This is a genomic window from Blastococcus mobilis, assembly GCF_900188025.1.
GTDB lineage: Bacteria > Actinomycetota > Actinomycetes > Mycobacteriales > Geodermatophilaceae > Blastococcus_B > Blastococcus_B mobilis.
In genome coordinates this window covers 149,489-166,534 of sequence record NZ_FZNO01000011.1, presented here as the reverse complement: position 1 = coordinate 166,534, position 17,046 = coordinate 149,489, and the positions used below count along the sequence as shown (strand labels likewise).

Here is a 17,046-nt window from a genome sequence, read left to right as displayed (position 1 = left end):
GAGCGTTAGCACCTTCGCGAGCGTGGCGCTCGTGCCTGCCCATGACGATCAGCCACGCCGAACGCCGCGACCGCACCTACTGGCGGCAGCTCTAAACGGCCCACTTAAGGGACAGAAGCGCGATACCAGAATGTCAACGGGCCGCGTCACCCCGTGCGAAGACAGAGCGGCCACACAGCAGGTCCAGTCGTCCCGAACGCTCCAGCGACCTCCACAACCCCCGATCTCTCACTGCGGTTCCCGCCAGAGCGGTGTCAGCCCTCGTCCAGCAGAGCAATCGCACGATGCCGCCGGTGGGTCCTGTTCGCTGTGGCGGTCGCACGGCCCGACCCGAGGACCCAGAGGGCCGTCTGCGGTCGAGCAGCGGGTCCCGGCGGAGGGTCCGGGTCCGGCCGGGCGCGGCCCTTGACGCGTCGGCCTGGTCCGCACACGATGCAGGACGACCCTCGCCGACGGGTTCCACCTTGGAGGGGTTTCACCATGTCATTTCCCCGCATCGCCCATGTCGCGCTCACGGTCGCCGATCTCGAGCGGAGCGTTCCCTGGTACCGGCAGCTGTTCGGCGCTGAACCAGTCCTGGACGAGGACACCGGTCCGTTCCGGCACGTCGTATGGTCGCTGGGCGACACGCTGGTCGGCCTGCACGAGTTCCCGGACGGCCTCGACGACGTCCGGTTCGACGAGCGGCGTCCGGGCCTCGACCACCTCTCCTTCGCATGCGCCGACCGGGCCGAACTGGCGCAGTGGGCCGCCCGACTCGACGAGCTCGGGATCCGGCACGGCGGTATCGAGGAGGCCAGCTACGGCTTCGGCCTCTCGTTCCGGGACCCGGATGGCCTTCCGCTCGAGTTCTTTGCTCCGCCCGCCTAGGGACTGTCCTGCGGAGGATGTGCGCACCCACACTGCTGCCGGTGTCCCCGAGCGGCCCATTATGGGATATCTGCAGCGGTGAATGAGTCAGGCTCTCGACCATGGCTGAGCCTGGCTGGGCGGAAGAAGGCGGTGGCCGACTATCTCCCCCCGAGGAGACGTCCGTGGAGATCGCAGCCCACGTCGACCGCCCACGCCGCCGACCGGGCTCAGCCCCACACGCGCGCAATCACTGCTTCCTGGTTCTATCGAGGTGGGCGTTGGCCGCCGGCGTTGGTCTCACCCTCAGTCTCAGGCGGTGTCTTCCCGTGTCGCGTAGCCCATGTAGGACATTGACAGGCTCCTCGTCTGCCCGAAGTCGAGTCTGCGGCTCAACTCCCCGTAGGACATCCGTCCCCGCCTGGCCCGCACGAAACCGAGGACGGTCGCTGGGTTCTTTGCCCGTGGCCCCAGGCCCACCGTCTCGTGCAGGCGCAGCCCGTGGTGAGCCATCGTGGAGCCGAGTTCCTCCGGCTTGATGAACATGTCCCACTCGTGCACAGGAGTGTCGAAAGCACGGGTCATGCGCCACTCCTGCATGACCTTTATGGCCAGGACCTTGCTGAGGAGTGTGCGGTTCACAGTGTCGAAAAAGTAGATCCCGCCAGGCTTCAGAACACGAGCTGTCTCGCGAATCACCTGATTCAGATCGGTAACGTGTTCCAGGACGTCGCAGCAGTAGGCGAAGTCGAACTCCTCGTCCTGCACCGGAAGATCCTCACCGGAGCCGACGCGATAGTCGATCTCAAGTCCACACCCTTCCGCGTGGCGGCGAGCGGTGTCCAGCGAGGGCGCGGAGGGGTCGACGCCCACCACCCCACATCCCAGCCGGGCGAACTCCTCCGCCAGAAAGCCACCCCCGCAGCCGATGTCCAGAGCGCGAAGTCCGGACGGATCGCGTCCGAGCCTCTGTAGCACGGCAACGAAGTACCCGAAGCGCGCGGGCGTGACGCTGCCATGGAGCAAGTTGAGTGGCTCGTCCTCGTCCCACCAGTTGGCCGCGTGCCGGTTGTAGACGTCGTTGTCGATGGCCATGGAAACTCCTCCTCATCCAGTGAATGCAGAAGGGATGACGTGCAGGTTCGTCGCCCTGCAGGCCCGGAGCGCCTCCGGTCGACAGGGGGTGTGGATGTAACGAGTCACGGTCTCCTCTCATCCCCGCGTCCCGCACCTCTGGCCCAGGCGTCCAGTTCGCGCTGGAGATACCAGGTCAACAACGGGTGCATCACGAGCCCCAGCATGCTGGCCAGCCGATGCCGTGAGTGCACCTGCCAATGCGCGCTCACGCGCGTTCCTCCCGAGACGGGTTCGAACGTCATGTACAACGCACCACGCAACGGGAGGCCGAGAACCCGATTGGCGGAACGAGCCGGGCGTTCGTAGATGAAGTAGTCCGATATGCTCCGCTTCCGGAAGGGGCCGAGCTTGTTGACCATCGTGTACCGGGGTGTCCCGTCCGGGCGCATCTCATAGTTCTCGACAGCGGCGACCGTCGGCGAGAACTGCACTACGTGCCGCAGTCGATCACCGAACAGGAGGTCCCAGGTTTCCTCGGGGCGTAGTGGGAAGACGGCGGACCCGTCCACTGATCGCACTCCTTACCCTTTTCTCACTCGAGGTGTCCTAGCGGGGCGGGGGGACTTCGGTGGATGACGCCCACTCGGCTGGCGTGTCGGCGGGCAGCCATGCCTGGACCGCCAGGGCGCTGACAGGTGGAAGCTGGGGAGGCAGCGGGACGCCCTCAGCGGCAGCGGGACGCCATCAACGGCGGCGCGCAGACCCCGGCACCTGCTCCTCATGACGCTCCTCAGAGGACGGCCGCCTGAAAGCGCAGTGTCCACCGGCCCGACACCCATCGGGCGATCCGCGATGACCTCGACGGAGTGACCGCGCCGGACCAGCTCAGCGGCCAGCCCCATGGCCGGTGGAAGCGTGCCACCTCCATCGATGACCGCCATGAGGAATCGGCCGGAGCGTCGATCGGGCATCACGCACCACCCGTGGGCGAGGGACGTCAACGCCAGCATCCCGCGCCGTCGCCGCCGTGGACAGCAGGTTCCGAGCGGCCTGCACGAACGGCGGCAGTTCGCATGCCGCGCAGGACAGATCGGCGTGGACCCAGGTCATAGCTGCATTTGACGGCAACTGTCTCTGAAGTCCTGCTTGTCCCCTGTCGGGGAGCGCCGTTCCGGGCTGAAAATGGTGCGCGGCTGCCCGTTGACGTCGTGGTGGCATGGTCGCGCGAGGCCGTTCTGAAGTCGGGCGCCGGGAGCTGTGCTATGGGCCGTTGCGTGTGCTTCGAGCACGAGGATTAGATTCGCCGTTCCCTGCAGCTCCTACGGGTGGCCGCCTCTGGTTGGACCGAGGAGGCGACAGCGATGCAGATCGAGACCGACGAGCCCGAGATCATCGAACGGATCGCGGCGCTGGATGTCAGCAAGGGCGAAGTGGTGTGCTGCGCGCGGGTGCCCGGTCCGCGCGGGCAGCGGATGCAGGAGATTCGCACCGTTTCCACGATGACCGCCGCGCTCCTGGGGCTGGGCGACTGGCTGGCCGGCCTGGGAGTGACCCGGGTGGTGATGGAGGCGACCAGCGACTACTGGCGGGCGCCGTTCTACCTGCTGGAGGACCGCTTCGAGACGTGGCTGGTCAACGCCAAGGACGTCAAGCACCTGCCCGGGCGGCCCAAGACCGACCGGCTGGACGCGGTGTGGCTGTGCAAGGTCGCCGAGCGGCAGATGCTGCGGCCCAGCTTCGTGCCGCCGCCGGCGATCCGGGAGCTGCGCGACCTGACCCGCTACCGGGTCGATCTGCTCGCCGTGCGCACCGCGGAGAAGCAGCGCGTGGAGAAGCTGCTCGAGGATGCGCTGATCAAGCTCTCGGTCGTGGTCAGCGACCCGTTCGGCGCCTCCGGTCGGGCGATGATGGCCGCGCTCATCGCCGGCGAGCGTGACCCAGCCGTGCTCGCCGCGCTGGCCCGGGGCAGCCTGCGGTCCAAGACCGCCCGGCTAACCGAGGCGCTGACCGGCCGGTTCACCGACCACCACGCCTTCCTGCTGACCCAGATGCTGCAGCGGGTCGACGCGGTCACCGCCGACATCGCCACCGTGCAGGCCCGAATCGACGCCCAGATCGGCGAGCTCGCGCCCGCCGTGGTCCGCCTGGACGCCATTCCTGGGCTGGGGCCGGTCGCCGCGCAGATGATCCTCGCCGAGATCGGCACCGACATGGGCCGTTTTCCGACGCCGGCGCACCTGACCTCGTGGGCGCGCTTCGCGCCAGGGGTGAGTGAGTCCGCCGGTCGCCCGAAGGGCAAGGCGGGGACGGGGAAGGGCAACCGCTATCTGGCGCGGGTGGTCGGCGAGGCAGCAGTCAGCGCCGCCCGCACCGACACCTTCCTCGGCGAGCGGTATCGGCGGATCGCCCGCCGCCGCGGCAAGAAGCGGGCGATCGTCGCGGTCGGCCGCTCGATCCTGGTCATCATCTGGGCCCTGCTCTCCGACGACGAAGCCCAGTTCGTCGACCTCGGCCCGGACTACTACGCCTCCCGCACCAACCCCGAACGCAAGGTCCGCCAGCACATCCGAGAACTGCAGTCCTTGGGCTACAGCGTGACCCTCAACCCCGCGGCCTGATCTCCTCCCGCCCGCTCGCAACGACCATCCCGGCTGCGCTCCGGGACGCTGCCGCCCGCCCATCCACCAGTAATTTTCGGATTAGCCGCCTTCTGGGACAGCGCGTCAACCACGGTCAGTTGGATCTCGACCATAGCGGGCGCCTCGAACAAGCGGCCCGTACGAGCGGCCTGTCCGCTCCGGCGGGAGGCCGAGGTCCGACCAGTCGAGCGACTGCCTTTTGACCGTCTGGGGTGCCCAGCTGCGCTGCGGTAGCGGATCTCGCTCGAACGTGGGTAGCAGAAGTGCTACTATGGCGTGGTGGACACGATCCCGCAGAAGCAGCTTCGCAACCAGGTGGGCGATGTGCTGCGTCGCGTGGAAGCCGGCGAGACGTTCACCGTGACCGTCGCCGGCCGCCCCGTGGCAGAGCTACGACCGGCACACCGGCGCCGTTGGGTCAGCGGTCCTGCGCTCGCCGGGATCTGGCACGGGCCGCCGCCGCGGTGTCTGGACGACGACCTGACTCAGCTCGGCGCTGAGCTGAGCGACCCGTTCTGCCGATGAAGGCGGTGCTCGACACCTCGGTCCTCATCGGCGCGGACGCGCCGGCCCACGTCGAGGCGGCGATCAGCGTTGCTTCGATCACCGAGCTGCACTTCGGTGTTCTCGTAGCTGAGGATGACGACGAGCGGGCCCGCCGCATGGACCGTTTGGCCGCGATCGAGGCGGCGTTCGACCCGCTCCCCATCAGCGTCGAGGTGGCGCGGGCGTGGGGTCGGCTTGCGGCAGCGGTCACACAACGGGGCGGCAACCCTCGGCGTCGGCAGATCGACCTCGCGATAGCGGCAACCGCGACCGTAGAGAAGGTTCCCCTCCTCACGCACAACCTTGCCGACTTCGAGATCATCAAGGACCTGGTTGATGCTCGGCAGCCCTGAGCAGCCATCAGGGAGGACGCGATTCAGACAAGGTCGGCGAGAAGCGCCACGCCGGGGAGCAGGGAGCGGGCCGACGGTCCCGCGGTCCACGCCGGCGAGATGGCCGCGAGCATGTCCACCGCCGCCAGCTGGTGCGCCAGGCGGTACAGGTCGTGTTGGACGTCGGTGACCGTGATCGGGTCGTTCCCGCGGCGCCAGCCCTGACCGAGCATTGCGAAGACCTCGGCAGCCAGGTCCGGCACCTTCAGCGGTCCGCGTGCGGCGACCAGAGCCATCGCCCGTTCGGCGACGAGCGTGTGGAATTCCCGTGGCGGGAACCAGGTGCGCAGCCGGCGGACGGTCTCGACCTCATCGCCGGCGGCCTTCGTCGGGCGGAGCACGCCGCCCGCCAGCCGCAGCAGGCCGACGTGGCGGAGGACGTCGTGCAGCGCGGCCAGCGGCAGCAGGTCCTCCTCGATCGACGCCGGACGGCCGAGCGGATACCAGTCCGGGCGCCGCTGCTGGACGGCGCGCACGACCACGCGCGGCAGCCGACCGCCCGGGGTCAGCTTGGCGCCGTCGGCCAGCAGACCGAGCAGCAGCCGGACGCTCTCCGGCACACTGCCCACGGCGTCGCGCACCCGCCGGTCGGCCGTCTGCTGGTCGAACGGGCGCAGCCGTTCCCCGGCCCACTCGCGCATCGCCTGGCGCTCCGGGTGCCGAGGGTCGGTCACCGCCGTCAGTAGCTCGGCGTAGCCGGGCGGGCCGCCGCAGTCCTCCGGTGGGCAGGCGCCCTCACCGTCGACACAGCCGGCGACGTCGCCGCCGGAGCCGAGCACCTGCACGTCGTGGGTCCAGCCGTCGCCGAAGTCGTAGAGGTAGGTGAACCGTGGGGGCAGCGCGGACAGCCGCACGCCCCGTTCGTCGGTCTCGCCCTCGTCGTCCCAGTCGTCGCTCGCGATCGAGTAGACGGCCGCGCTGGTGCGGTATTGGTGCAGGTGCGAGTCGGTCCAGCCGAGCGCGACCTGCAGCACGTCGTGCAGCTCGTCCAGGGTGATCGCGGCCGGGACGTCGATCACCCGCCGCACCGTCGGGCTTACCTCGGCCAAGGTCACCCGCAGCCGGGTGGTCTTCACCGCGCCGCGGCCGGGCCGGGCGCGGCGCAGCACTTCTTGTACTTGCGCCCCGAGCCGCACCAGCACCGCTCGTTGCGAGCGGGCGGCCAGGCGATCACCCTCGTCGGGTCGCGGCAGAGGTCGGCCGCGTACCGGGCGCGCAGCTGCGCCGGATCGCCATCCTCATCCCGGTTCGCATCCCGCCACGCCAGGTACTCCGCCCACCGCAGCGGCGCGATGCGCACCGCGGTCATCCCGGCCTCCCGCGCCTGGCGCAGCCGACCCTCCATCCGGCGGCAGTACGTCGCATGCTCGACGACGCCACCGTCGTCGTCGCGCGCGGCCGGACCGTGGGCGATGTCGGGCCAGCGCCGTTCCAGGTCCGCGTACTCGTCGGCGGGCAGCCACGCCCAGGCCACTGGCGGCTGCCCGGCGTGGCCGCGCGTTCCCCCAGCCGGCGCCCTCGCGGGTCCCGGGCGGCGCGCCGACGTGCGCGCCACCGGCCGAGGCCCAACGGACTGCAGCCGGTCCGGCTCCAGCCCCAGCACGGCCAGGCTCTCCGCCCGCAGTTGCCGCAGCTGACCCACCAGCCGCTCCGGGTCCCCGGTGCGCACCGCCAGCTCGAGTCCCTTCGTCAGCCAGCCGAGCGCGAGCTCGTGCTCCCCGATCGCCGCGTACTCCAGCCCGGCGTTGTTGTAGAGCCACACGTCCTCCGGCGTGTCGCGCGCGACCTCGTCCCAGATCGCCGCCGCCTCCTGCAGCTGCCCGTGGCGGGTCAGGATCTCCGCCCGCCGGCAGCGCGGATCCGGCTCACACCGATAGCCCTGTTCGACCAGCACGTCCGCGTGCCGCAGCGCGTCCTCCACCCGGCCCAGCCGGTCGTAGGCGTCGGCGAGCTCGTCGTGCAGCTCCAGCACGTCGAGGTACTCCGCCGCGGCCGGGTCGGCGTCGCACGCCGCGAGCGCCCGCTCCAGCACCCGCGCGTACGCCTCCGGCGGCCCAGCCGCCGCCTCCCTGACCTCGCGGTCAACACGGTCCAGCTCGTCCACATGCACGGCGCCATCGTCGCCGACCCGACGCCGCGGGCAGCCGCGGCAGAGATGTGGGAGTCAGACTGTCCTTGTCGGGAGTCCTCCTGTTTTCCTTCCGCGCTTCTCCTGTTCTGCTGCGGTTGTCGAACGCCGGTAACTGGACACTGGCTGGCGCGGGACCGGAGAGGACCCGGAGGAAGCGCCACCAGGCTGGGACGCAGGCGCGGCGACCACTCGTGGTCGGCGCCCATGGCCGAGCCGGCAGGTCCCCTCCCGGCTCGGCCACCCTGCTCGGCTCGGCCGGGTGGTCCAGCCATGACCGACGAGCACACCGCTAGGGAGTCCCGTACCTGCTGACCTTGACCGAGGCGGCCGCGACCTCCTGATGGCGGGTGTCCGGTGCGCCCCTGCTACTCCGGCACGCCGATCATGTAGTCGAAGTTGCCCCCACCCACCGAGCGCTCGAGTTGCTTGAGGATGCGGGGCGGATTGTCGTTCGGGCCGGAGATGAAGAACGGCTTGCCATCTCGGCCGAACCGGATCGGGCTCGACCCCTCCCACGGGCCGAGGTGGCCGCGGGTGTCGGCGAAGTCGGCCTCCGCGGCGGGTTCGAAGCCCAGGCTGCCGGCGTAGTCCACGGCCCCGAGCACCAGGTGCTGCGCCAGCTCCAGCGGCGCCGGCACCCGCCGCCTCCCGAACACGGCGAAGAAGCTGTGGACGATCTGGGGCAGGTCGGCGCGATAGGTCACCGTGGGGCCCAGATCGTTCTTGACCCCCAGGCAGTAGACGTCGACCAGCCAGGCACAGACGCTGACCCGGCTCCGGCCGGCCTCTCGGGCCACCAGCACCCCGACCAGCCCGGAGGAGGCGTCGTCGTCCCCCGGCTCGTCGAGCCATTCGGGGTGACCGGTGACGGTCAGCCCGGCGCTCCAGCCGGAACTCACCCAGCACTCCACCACCGGACTCCGGGTCGGGTCGGTGGTCTCCTCCGCTGCCACCGCCCTGACAGCCGCGTGACCCGCGACGGCGGCAGCCCCAGCGCGCGGGCGATCTCCTTCGGAGACAACCCCCGCTGCCGCAGCGCCCGAACCCGCTCCAGCTCTCCTCCACCGCCTTGCCTCATGCCCCAGTCTGGCGACCTTCGCGCCGGGCCCGACACCCAGGCCCCTCCACGCGCGACGTCGGGCGCTGCGTGCTCGAGCCCAAATCACATAATCATCCGTCGCTCCGCGAGTCGACACGCTGCGCCCTGGCGCCCCGATCAGCGTGCGCGCCCGCAGCCGCTCAACGTTTCCCCGGCTCGAATACCCAACCATTATCAAGCACATTCCAACGACTCAATCGCGACACTTCGCGCGATCCCGGAAAGTGATCTACTCGGACCCCGCGGAAGCCCTTTCCCAAGAACGGGACGGGTGCTACCAATAGAGGTAGATCGGGCTCCGCTTCGCGGACCCCATCGTCGTTTCTAGGGGTGACGTGTTGGTCATTGTTGGGTGGCGTTGATAAGTGCACGGCGGGCTCAAGGTCTACGCCGGCACACCGGCGGCCGCGCGGCACTACGTGGAGGCCGACCGGGGCCGGGCCGATGACTACTACCTGACCGAAGGGGCCGGCGTGGCCCGCCGCTTCACCGCCACCGACCGTCGGGTGGTGGAGCTCGCGCCGCTGACCGGCGAGACGTACGAGGGGTGGGTGGCCGGCCGGGACCCGGCCACCGGGGAGCCGCGCGGCCGGCTGCGCCACGACGACCACGCGGTCCGGTTCGTCGAGGTGGTCGTCAACGGCCCGAAGACCTGGTCGCTGGCGGCCGCACTACACCCGGACATCGCGAAGGCGTACGACGCGGCGCAGGACCGCGCCGCGGAGCAGATCATCGCCTGGCTCTCGGAACACGCCACCACCCGGGTCGGCCCGCGCGGAGGGCAAGTGCAGGTGCCGCTTCAGGTGCTGGAGGCGGCCACGATTCGGCACCACACCTCCCGCGCGAACGACCCGCACCGGCATCTGCACCTACAGTTCCTGTCCCGGGTGTTCGCCGCCGGGAAATGGCGCGGTCTACACACCGTCGGCGTCCGCGACGTGATCAACGCGCTCAACGGAATGGGGCACGCCGCGATGGCCTGCGACCCGGAATTGAATGCGGCGTTCGCGGCAAACGGCTACACCAAGAGCAGTACCGGAGAGATACAGCAGCTCACCGAGTACGTGGGCCCCATGAGTGGCCGTGCGGCGCAAATCGGACGCAACATGAACCGCTACGAACGGGAATGGACTCAGGCGCACCCCGGTGAAGTCCCCGGCCCGGCTCTGCGCCGCGCCTGGCACCACCGGGCCTGGGCGGAGGACCGCCCCGACAAGGTCACCCCGCAGCCCGGGACGAGCCTGGACGAACGGTGGCGGACCGAGCTGTACCACCTCGGCTTCCGCGCCCCGGGCAAGCCGGTCCCGGTGACGCCCACCCCGGTGGGCACCCTTCACCGGGACCAGCTGGTGGAACGCGCGCTGGCCCGGCTGGCCGCCGGAAGGTCAGCGTGGAACCCCGCCGACGTGCGCGGCGAGGTGGAGCGGCTGATCACCGCCGCCGGAGTCGTGGTCGAGCCTGCCGTGCGCCTCGAGCTGGCCGAGGACCTCACCGCCCGCGCCATGAGGCGTTGCGTCCCGCTGCTGGACCGCGACGGCGTGCCCGAGCACATCCGGGCCTGGACCTCCACGCCGGTGCTCTCCGTCGAGGCCGAGCTGACCACTCGCTTCGCCGCCCGCGCCACTGCTGGCGCCCCTCACACCGACCCGACACTCCTGGCTGCCGCCACGAGAACCGCGGAGCGGCTGGACGCCGGGCAGACCGCGGTGGTCGCCGCGCTCGCCGGAGACCGCCCGCTGGTCGTGGTGGAGGGCGCAGCCGGTGCCGGCAAGACCACCACCCTCGCCGCCACCCGCGACCTGCTCGACCTGTCAGGTCGCCGTCTCGTCGTTGTCACCCCCACGCTGAAGGCTGCCAGGGTCGCCGCCGCCGAGGTGGGTGCGGCGGCGGGATCGGCGGCGTGGCTGGCCCACCAGCACGGCTGGCGCTGGGACGACGACGGCCGCTGGACCCGCCTCGCCGTCGGCGATCCCGACCCGGCCACCGGCCGCGCCTACAGCGGCCCGGACCCGGCAGCCCAGCTGCTACCGGGAGACCTCCTCGTCGTCGATGAGGCCGGGATGGCCGACCAGGTCACCACCCTGGCGCTGCTGACGGTGGCGGATCAGAGTCAGGCACGCGTGGCGTTGCTCGGCGACCGCCACCAGCTGCCCGCGGTCGGCCGCGGCGGCGTGCTCGACCTCGCCGTCGGACAGGTCAACGCCCAGGCGTACCTGACTCTGGTCGCTGTGCACCGCTTCGTGCGCACCGACGCCGCCGGTCGCACGACACCTGACACCGGCTACGCGGACCTGACCCTGGCCATGCGCTCCGGGGACGACCCCGGCGCGGTCTTCGGCGCGCTGCTCGCGCGCGGCCAGGTCCGGCTGCACCCCGACGCCGCCGCGCTGCGGGAGGCGCTCGCCGCGACCGCCGCAGCATCGGACGCAGCGGGGGGCCGCGTCGCGGTGGTCGTGGACACCGGCGAGCAGGCCGCCGAGCTCAACGCCGCCATCCGAGACCGGCTGGTGGCCGCCGGGCGGGTAGACGACCGGCACGTGGTGGTGACCCGGGCCGGGGAACGGATCGGTGCCGGCGACCGGGTCGCCACCCGCCGCAACGACCGCGACCTGGATGTCGCCAACCGGGACACCTGGGTCGTCGCCGCCGTCGGCCGCCGGGGCGGCCTGCTCGTCGCCCCCGCTGTCACCCCGGCCGGTCCGGGACAGCGGGTGCTGCCCGCCGACTACGTCAGCGAGCACGTGGAACTCGCGTACGCCACCACCGCGCACGGCGCCCAGGGCGAGACCGTCGGAACGGCGCACCTGGTGGTCGGCGAGCACACCGGCGCCGCGTCGGCCTACGTCGGCATGACCCGCGGCCGCCACGCGAACACCGCCCACCTCATCGGCACCGATGCCGCCGAGGCGCGGGAGCAGTGGCTCGGCGTCTTCGCCCGCGACCGCGCCGACCTCGGCCCCGCCCACGCCGCCAGGCTGGCCGGTGACGAGGCCTCCCGGTACGCCCTCCCCCGCCCGCTGGAGCAGGTGCTGGCCGAACTGCGTGCCGCGTGGACCGTCGAGCGGCGCTGCCTGGACCGGCTCGCCTTCAGTCGGCCCCAGCGCGACCTCCTGCGTGAGCTGGTCACGCAGGAGGCTCCGCACGCCGGCGAACTGGCCAGGCTGGAGGCCGCCGGTGAGCAGGCGGCCACCGCCGCGGCGCAGGCAGCGCGACGGGTCGAGACCAGCGCGGCGGTGATCGCCGCAGAGGCCGACCGGCTCCGCGACGCGTTGCTGCGTCGCTGGGACGGCGAACGCGACGCCGCGCACGCGGCCGCGACGGTCGTGCTCCACGGGCCCGGCCGGCTCCGGCTGCGGCAGGGCGCGGTCGCCCGGGCCGGCGAGCAGCTCACCGACTGGGCCCACGGGTGGCGCCAGCACCTGCCGGGACTGCCCACCGACACGAAAGACCTCGCGGGCGTTGCCAGCTGGTTCGACGACCGACCCGCGCTGTGGAGAGCGTTCGACGCGGCAGCCCGGCGCGCCGCCGAACAGGCCCACCCCGAACACGCCCAGCTGCGCGCCGCCGCCGAGACGGCCCACAAGGATCATGAACGGGGCCGGCGCGCCCTGGCCGAGGCGCGCCGCCAGCGCGACGAACGGCTCGACCGCTTCGGACCCGTGGCCTGGACCCCGGAGCCCGCCGGCCGGCTCGCCGACCTTGAGCGCGACATCGCCGCCACCCACCAGGAGCTCACCGACGCCCGGGCGCGCATCGCGACGCTCGAGGCCGAGCCGGCCCTGCTCGCCCGGCCCGCCGACCGGCTCACCCAGGAACGCGGCGCCTGGCGCGCCCGCGCTGACGCCGAGCGGGTCGCAGGCCGCACAGCCGCGAAGCCGTCGGGAGCGCCGGAACCGGCCCTCCCGGTGCCGCCGCCACCGCCGCCATCCCTGGGGCACCGTCCCGGCCGCGGTCCGCGGATGGGACGGTGAGGATGCAGCGGCATGAGATATGCGTTTCGTCGGCGCCGCACCGAAGGACCCCCAGATCGCTGTCGGGTCGGTTCAGCGGTCCAGCACACGAGCGACGTCGGCGCTGACGACCTGACGGCCGAAGTAGACGTCGAGGGTCATCGAGGGATTGGCGTGCCCGAGCTGGTCGGCAACCTGCCGCGGGGCCAGCCCGGCCTCGTCCAGCCGTGTGGCCACGGTCTTGCGGAAGGTGTGCGAGGTGACCCAGGACCACGGCCCCTCGGCACAGCGATTCCGCTGTCGAGCGCCTGCCGTCCCGCCACCGGGGGCGAGCTGATAGCCGGTCCCCGCGCACCGTTCGCAGTCGAAGGAGTCCAGCAGCTGACGCAGATGCCCGGAGACGTTCACCGGATCGCGCAGGCCCCGGGCCAGCGGCGCGGCGAACACGAGCTCACCCGCGGTGTCGCCGGCCGCGGCGCGCCGTCGCTGGAGCATCCGCACCGCGAAGTCCGGCAAAGCGATCACCCGCCAGCCCGCGGCGGTCTTCGGCCGCGGCTGGATGGTCAGTCCCGCCCCGGGGACGCGGACCACGGTGGCGTTGACCTCCCACGTGCCGGCGCCCGCATCCAGCAGCGGTCGGCCGTCGCCGTTGATGCCGTAGCGCAGCGCCAGCGCCTCGCCGATCCGGCAGCCGGTGGCCAGCATCCAGTCGACGAGGTCCGGAAGATCGAGCTCGGCCGCGTGGGAACTGCTGTGGAACAGCTCGACCAGCCGGGCGGTCTCGCTGCGGGTGAGGGCCCGCGGGGCCTTCTTCGTGGCCGTGTTCAGCCGCGACGGCGCGTCCCGGACCGGGTTGACCGCGACGGCGCCGTCGGCAACGGCCAGCGCGAACATGCCCGACAGGCAGGCCCGCGCCGTCTTGGCCGCGCCGGGGCCGCTGTTCTTCGCGATCGCCGACAGCGCCCGGCCCACCACGCCGGGGGTGACCTCGCGCAGGCACAGCTGGCCGAAGGCCGGCTTCACCTGCGTCCTCACCACCGAGCGGTAGGTGCGCTCGGTGCCGGTCGACCAGCCGTGATCGGCCGCCAGCCACGCGTCGGCCAGAGCTGTCATCCGCGACCCCGAAGTGAGCGCCGCGGTGCCGCCCGGAGCGCGGCGGGTGGTCAGCTCGGCCTTGAGGGCCCGCTCGGCGGCGGCCCGGGATGCCCCGGTCTTGGACACCAGCCGGACCCGGCCGTCGTAGTCGCGGAACTTGACCCGGGCCTTGACCTGCCCGCCCGGCTGGGCGAAATAGAGCACCTTGCCGGAGGTGCCCAGCGGCAGCGGCGGACGTCCCACGGGGCACCTCCGGCATCCGGTAAAGAGTGCCTTTAGAGTGCCTCACCGCTCCGCCGAAGACAAGCAAAAAGCCCCTGACCGGCGTCTCCGCTGGTCAGGGGCTTGTTTTGCTCCCCCGATTGGACTCGAACCAATAACCCTGCGATTAACAGTCGCATGCTCTGCCAATTGAGCTACGGGGGACGAGCGGGTGCGACCCGCTGGCCCGACGAGACTACCGCACACGCGCAGCCGCTCTCCGCCCGGCTCGCCCACCGTCTCGCGTTGCGCACAACACAGGTAGCGTGATCCCGCCCTGATCGACCGACGTGGAGGTTCTCGTGGCCAAGCTGTCCTTTCTCGCCGGATTCGGCGCCGGCTACGTGCTCGGCTCCAAGGCCGGTCGCGAGCGCTACGAGCAGATCCGCCGCGGCTGGGAGCACGCCAAGGACGACCCGCGCCTGCAGAGCATCGCCGGTGTCGCCCAGGCCAAGGCCGACGACGCCCTGTCCTCGCTCCGCGCCCGGATGGGCAGCGAGACGCCGCACTGAGCTGGGTTCCGGGGCTGAGCCGAAAGGCTCAGTCCGGCTGGTCGGCGGCGACCAGATCGGCGAGCTTCTGCCGCGCCGCCTCGCGGGCCACGGGGTCGGTGCGCCGCTCGTCGTCGTCGAAGACGACGGTCCACTCCCGCACGGCCTGCCCGGGGACCCGGCGCGCGACGAGCAGCACCCCTCCCCCACCGGGCAGCGGCGACCGCTGACTGGCCACCACGGTCTGATTCACCCGGCGACGTACGACGGCCGGTAGGTCACCGGCGTCGATGAGCACATGGCGCTGCTCGGGCTGCCTGGCCTGCACCCCGGGCTCGACCTCCCGGAGAGCGGTCACCCGGAAGGAGCCCCCACCGTCCTTGGTGGCCGACCAGCGAGCCTCGGCGACCTCGTGCCAGGGCAGCACTTCGGCATCGGCGACGGACGGGATCTCCGCCGGCACCCTCCGCAGCCCGCGAGAGGTGGCGACCAACCACCCCTCGTCGCGGGCGAGCGTGCCCCAGGCCAGCACCCGCTCGTCCGGATCGGTCGATGCCAGGACGGCGACCCGCACCGGCTCCGGCGGCCGTGCGAACCGCCGCTTCACGTGGTCCAGGAGGTTCACGGCGTCAGTCCGCCCGTCGCCCGTTTGCGCAGCGAGATCGCCAGCTGTTCGAGATCCATCAGCTGCTTGAACGCCTTCATGTAGTCGTCGGCCGCCTCGACCGGGTTCATCCGCTGCAGCCGTCCCTTGAGGGCGGTGATCCGCCGGACGGCGGACATCTCCTGGAGCCGAGCCATCAGCGCGTTGATGTAGGTGACGTCGTTCTCCCCGACCGCCAGCAGGGGCTCGACGGCCAGAGCAGTGAGCTGCGCCCGCGCACTCTCCCGGTCGCAGTGCTGCGCGACCGCCTCGATCCACGCCGCCCCGGTCGTGGTCGCCGCCGCGGCTCCCCCGGCCGCGGCGATCGCCGCGGCAACGGCGGCGTAGTCCGGGTGCGTGTACTCCGCGGGGGTGACGCTGTCGAAGGACGGGCCGGCGATCTCGGGGCACTGCAGCGCCGCCTTGACCGCCTCTCGCTCCACCTCGACCGCCACGTCGTCCGGGCTCTTCTGCGGAGCGCGTGCCCGGGGCTTGCCGCGCCCGGCATCGCCGTCGCCACCGGTCAGCCGCCGGAGCCGATCCATGACGTCGGACTCGTCGGGCAGGCCGAGCAGCCCGGCGAGCCGGCGGGCGTAGGCCGGGCGCAGCGCGTGGTCCTTGATCTGGGCCAGCAGCGGGGCGGTCTTCTCCAGCGCGGCGACGCGGCCCTCGACGGTGTCGAGGTCGTAGCCGGCCAGCGTCGTCTTCAGCACGAACTCGATCAGCGGCGTTCGCCGGGCGATGAGATCGCGGACCGCGGCGTCGCCGTGCTCCTGGCGGAGCTCACAAGGGTCGTTGCCGTTGGGCTCGACGGCAACGAACGTCTGCCCCACAAAGCGCTGGTCCTCGGCAAAGGTCTTCATCGCCGCCGCCTGGCCCGCGGCGTCGCCGTCGAAGGTGTAGACGACCTCGCCGCGGAACTCGTCCTGGTCCATCAGCAGCCGGCGCAGCACGCTGATGTGCTCCCCGCCGAAGGCCGTGCCACACGAGGCGACCGCCGTGGTCACGCCGGCCAGGTGGCAGGCCATCACGTCGGTGTAGCCCTCGACCACGACCGCCTGGTGCCGCTTGGCGATGTCCCGCTTGGCCCGCTCGATCCCGTAGAGCACGGTGCTCTTCTTGTAGAGCGGCGTCTCCGGGGTGTTGAGGTACTTCGGTCCCGGGTCGTCGTCCATCAGCTTGCGGGCGCCGAAGCCGATGACGTCGCCGGTGATGTCGCGGATCGGCCAGATCAGCCGCCGGTGGAAGCGGTCGATGAGCGTGCCGCGGGAGGACTCCTTGGCCAGCCCCGCCGTCACCAGCTCGGCCTGAGAGAAGCCCTTGCCCCGCAGGTGACGGGTCAGCGCGTCCCACCCGCCCGGGGCGAATCCGCAGCCGAAGTCCAGGGCCACCTGGCGGTCGAAGCCCCGCTCGGCGAGGAACTGACGCGCGGGCGCGGCGTCCGGCGTCCCGAGCTGCTCGACGTAGAACGCCGCGGCCGCGGTGTTGGCCGCGACCAGCCGGGCGCGCTGGCCGACGTTGGCGCGGTCGGGGGCGCCGGTGGCCCGGCCGCTGTCGTCCTCGTAGCGCAGCTCGACGTTCGCCCGCCCGGCCAGCAGCTCGACCGCCTCGGAAAAGGAGAGGTGGTCGATCTGCTGCACGAAGCTGATGACATCACCGCCCATCCCGCACCCGAAGCAGTGCCAGAGTCCGCGCGACGGGGTGACCTGGAACGACGGTGACTTCTCGTCGTGGAATGGACAGAGCCCCTTGAGGCTGCCGCCGCCGGCACGCTTCAGCTGCAGGTGCTCACCGACGATCTCGTCGATCTTGGACCGCTCACGGACCAGCGCGATGTCCGCGGCCCGGATGCGTCCCCGCCCGGCCATGGGTG

General features: G+C 71.6%; 15 protein-coding genes and 1 tRNA gene. 6 read left to right on the top strand and 10 right to left on the bottom strand.

Translation table 11 applies throughout. From position 1 onward, the window contains the following. The first annotated feature begins 480 nt into the window (after positions 1-480). Entirely contained in the window at positions 481-870 is a 390-nt protein-coding gene (locus CHB94_RS12055) for a VOC family protein (protein ID WP_089336804.1), read from the top strand. Between the two features lie 291 nt (positions 871-1,161). Here CHB94_RS12055 and ubiG read toward each other — a convergent pair whose 3' ends face one another. Together ubiG and CHB94_RS12045 are read right to left on the bottom strand one after the other, a co-directional pair. Then, complete coding sequence (gene ubiG / locus CHB94_RS12050; protein ID WP_089336803.1) at positions 1,162-1,944, bottom strand: bifunctional 2-polyprenyl-6-hydroxyphenol methylase/3-demethylubiquinol 3-O-methyltransferase UbiG; 783 nt, start codon at positions 1,942-1,944, stop codon at positions 1,162-1,164. 104 nt (positions 1,945-2,048) lie between these two features. Further along, positions 2,049-2,495 carry an SRPBCC family protein gene (locus CHB94_RS12045; RefSeq protein WP_089336802.1) on the bottom strand — a complete coding sequence of 149 codons (447 nt, stop codon included), beginning with the start codon at positions 2,493-2,495 and terminating at the stop codon, positions 2,049-2,051. Between the two features lie 792 nt (positions 2,496-3,287). Here CHB94_RS12045 and CHB94_RS12040 point away from each other — a divergent pair. From CHB94_RS12040 to CHB94_RS12030, 3 genes are all read left to right on the top strand, one after another. Beyond that, entirely contained in the window at positions 3,288-4,544 is a 1,257-nt protein-coding gene (locus CHB94_RS12040; RefSeq protein ID WP_089336801.1) for an IS110 family RNA-guided transposase, read from the top strand. A gap of 300 nt (positions 4,545-4,844) precedes the next feature. Then, the gene (locus CHB94_RS12035) at positions 4,845-5,090 is read left to right on the top strand and encodes a type II toxin-antitoxin system Phd/YefM family antitoxin (RefSeq protein ID WP_089336822.1); all 246 of its coding nucleotides are present in this window, start codon (positions 4,845-4,847) and stop codon (positions 5,088-5,090) included. Then, positions 5,087-5,464 (top strand): PIN domain-containing protein, encoded by a 378-nt coding sequence (locus CHB94_RS12030; protein WP_089336800.1) that lies wholly within the window; start codon positions 5,087-5,089, stop codon positions 5,462-5,464. Before CHB94_RS12035 ends, CHB94_RS12030 begins: the two co-directional genes overlap by 4 nt. Positions 5,465-5,487: 23 nt before the next feature. Here CHB94_RS12030 and CHB94_RS12025 read toward each other — a convergent pair whose 3' ends face one another. The 4 genes from CHB94_RS12025 to CHB94_RS26735 form a co-directional block, all read right to left on the bottom strand. Then, on the bottom strand, positions 5,488-6,612 hold the full coding sequence (locus tag CHB94_RS12025) for a plasmid pRiA4b ORF-3 family protein (RefSeq protein WP_254920589.1): 1,125 nt from the start codon (positions 6,610-6,612) through the stop codon (positions 5,488-5,490). After that, on the bottom strand, positions 6,576-7,613 hold the full coding sequence (locus CHB94_RS24515) for an SEC-C domain-containing protein (protein ID WP_141137474.1): 1,038 nt from the start codon (positions 7,611-7,613) through the stop codon (positions 6,576-6,578). Before CHB94_RS24515 ends, CHB94_RS12025 begins: the two co-directional genes overlap by 37 nt. Positions 7,614-7,999: 386 nt before the next feature. After that, positions 8,000-8,533: a helix-turn-helix domain-containing protein gene (locus tag CHB94_RS12015; protein ID WP_141137473.1), complete on the bottom strand. Its 534-nt coding sequence runs from the start codon at positions 8,531-8,533 to the stop codon at positions 8,000-8,002. Further along, complete coding sequence (locus CHB94_RS26735; protein ID WP_368073858.1) at positions 8,530-8,712, bottom strand: helix-turn-helix domain-containing protein; 183 nt, start codon at positions 8,710-8,712, stop codon at positions 8,530-8,532. The genes CHB94_RS12015 and CHB94_RS26735 overlap by 4 nt, the downstream gene beginning before the upstream one ends. Positions 8,713-9,098: 386 nt before the next feature. Between CHB94_RS26735 and mobF the strand changes: the two genes are divergently transcribed. Further along, the gene (mobF, locus tag CHB94_RS12010) at positions 9,099-12,704 is read left to right on the top strand and encodes a MobF family relaxase (RefSeq protein ID WP_254920588.1); all 3,606 of its coding nucleotides are present in this window, start codon (positions 9,099-9,101) and stop codon (positions 12,702-12,704) included. 72 nt (positions 12,705-12,776) lie between these two features. On the opposite strand, the gene CHB94_RS26140 is transcribed toward mobF, so the two are convergent. Continuing rightward, positions 12,777-14,021: a tyrosine-type recombinase/integrase gene (locus CHB94_RS26140; protein WP_089336798.1), complete on the bottom strand. Its 1,245-nt coding sequence runs from the start codon at positions 14,019-14,021 to the stop codon at positions 12,777-12,779. Positions 14,022-14,131: 110 nt separating this feature from the next. After that, a tRNA-Asn gene (locus tag CHB94_RS12000) sits at positions 14,132-14,204 on the bottom strand. 137 nt (positions 14,205-14,341) lie between these two features. Here CHB94_RS12000 and CHB94_RS11995 point away from each other — a divergent pair. Further along, a complete protein-coding gene (locus CHB94_RS11995) occupies positions 14,342-14,551 on the top strand; it encodes a hypothetical protein (protein ID WP_089336797.1) in 210 nt (69 codons plus the stop codon). 28 nt (positions 14,552-14,579) lie between these two features. Here CHB94_RS11995 and CHB94_RS11990 read toward each other — a convergent pair whose 3' ends face one another. Beyond that, a complete protein-coding gene (locus tag CHB94_RS11990) occupies positions 14,580-15,155 on the bottom strand; it encodes a hypothetical protein (protein ID WP_089336796.1) in 576 nt (191 codons plus the stop codon). After that, complete coding sequence (dnaG, locus tag CHB94_RS11985; RefSeq protein ID WP_089336795.1) at positions 15,152-17,041, bottom strand: DNA primase; 1,890 nt, start codon at positions 17,039-17,041, stop codon at positions 15,152-15,154. The genes CHB94_RS11990 and dnaG overlap by 4 nt, the downstream gene beginning before the upstream one ends. Positions 17,042-17,046 lie beyond the last annotated feature (5 nt).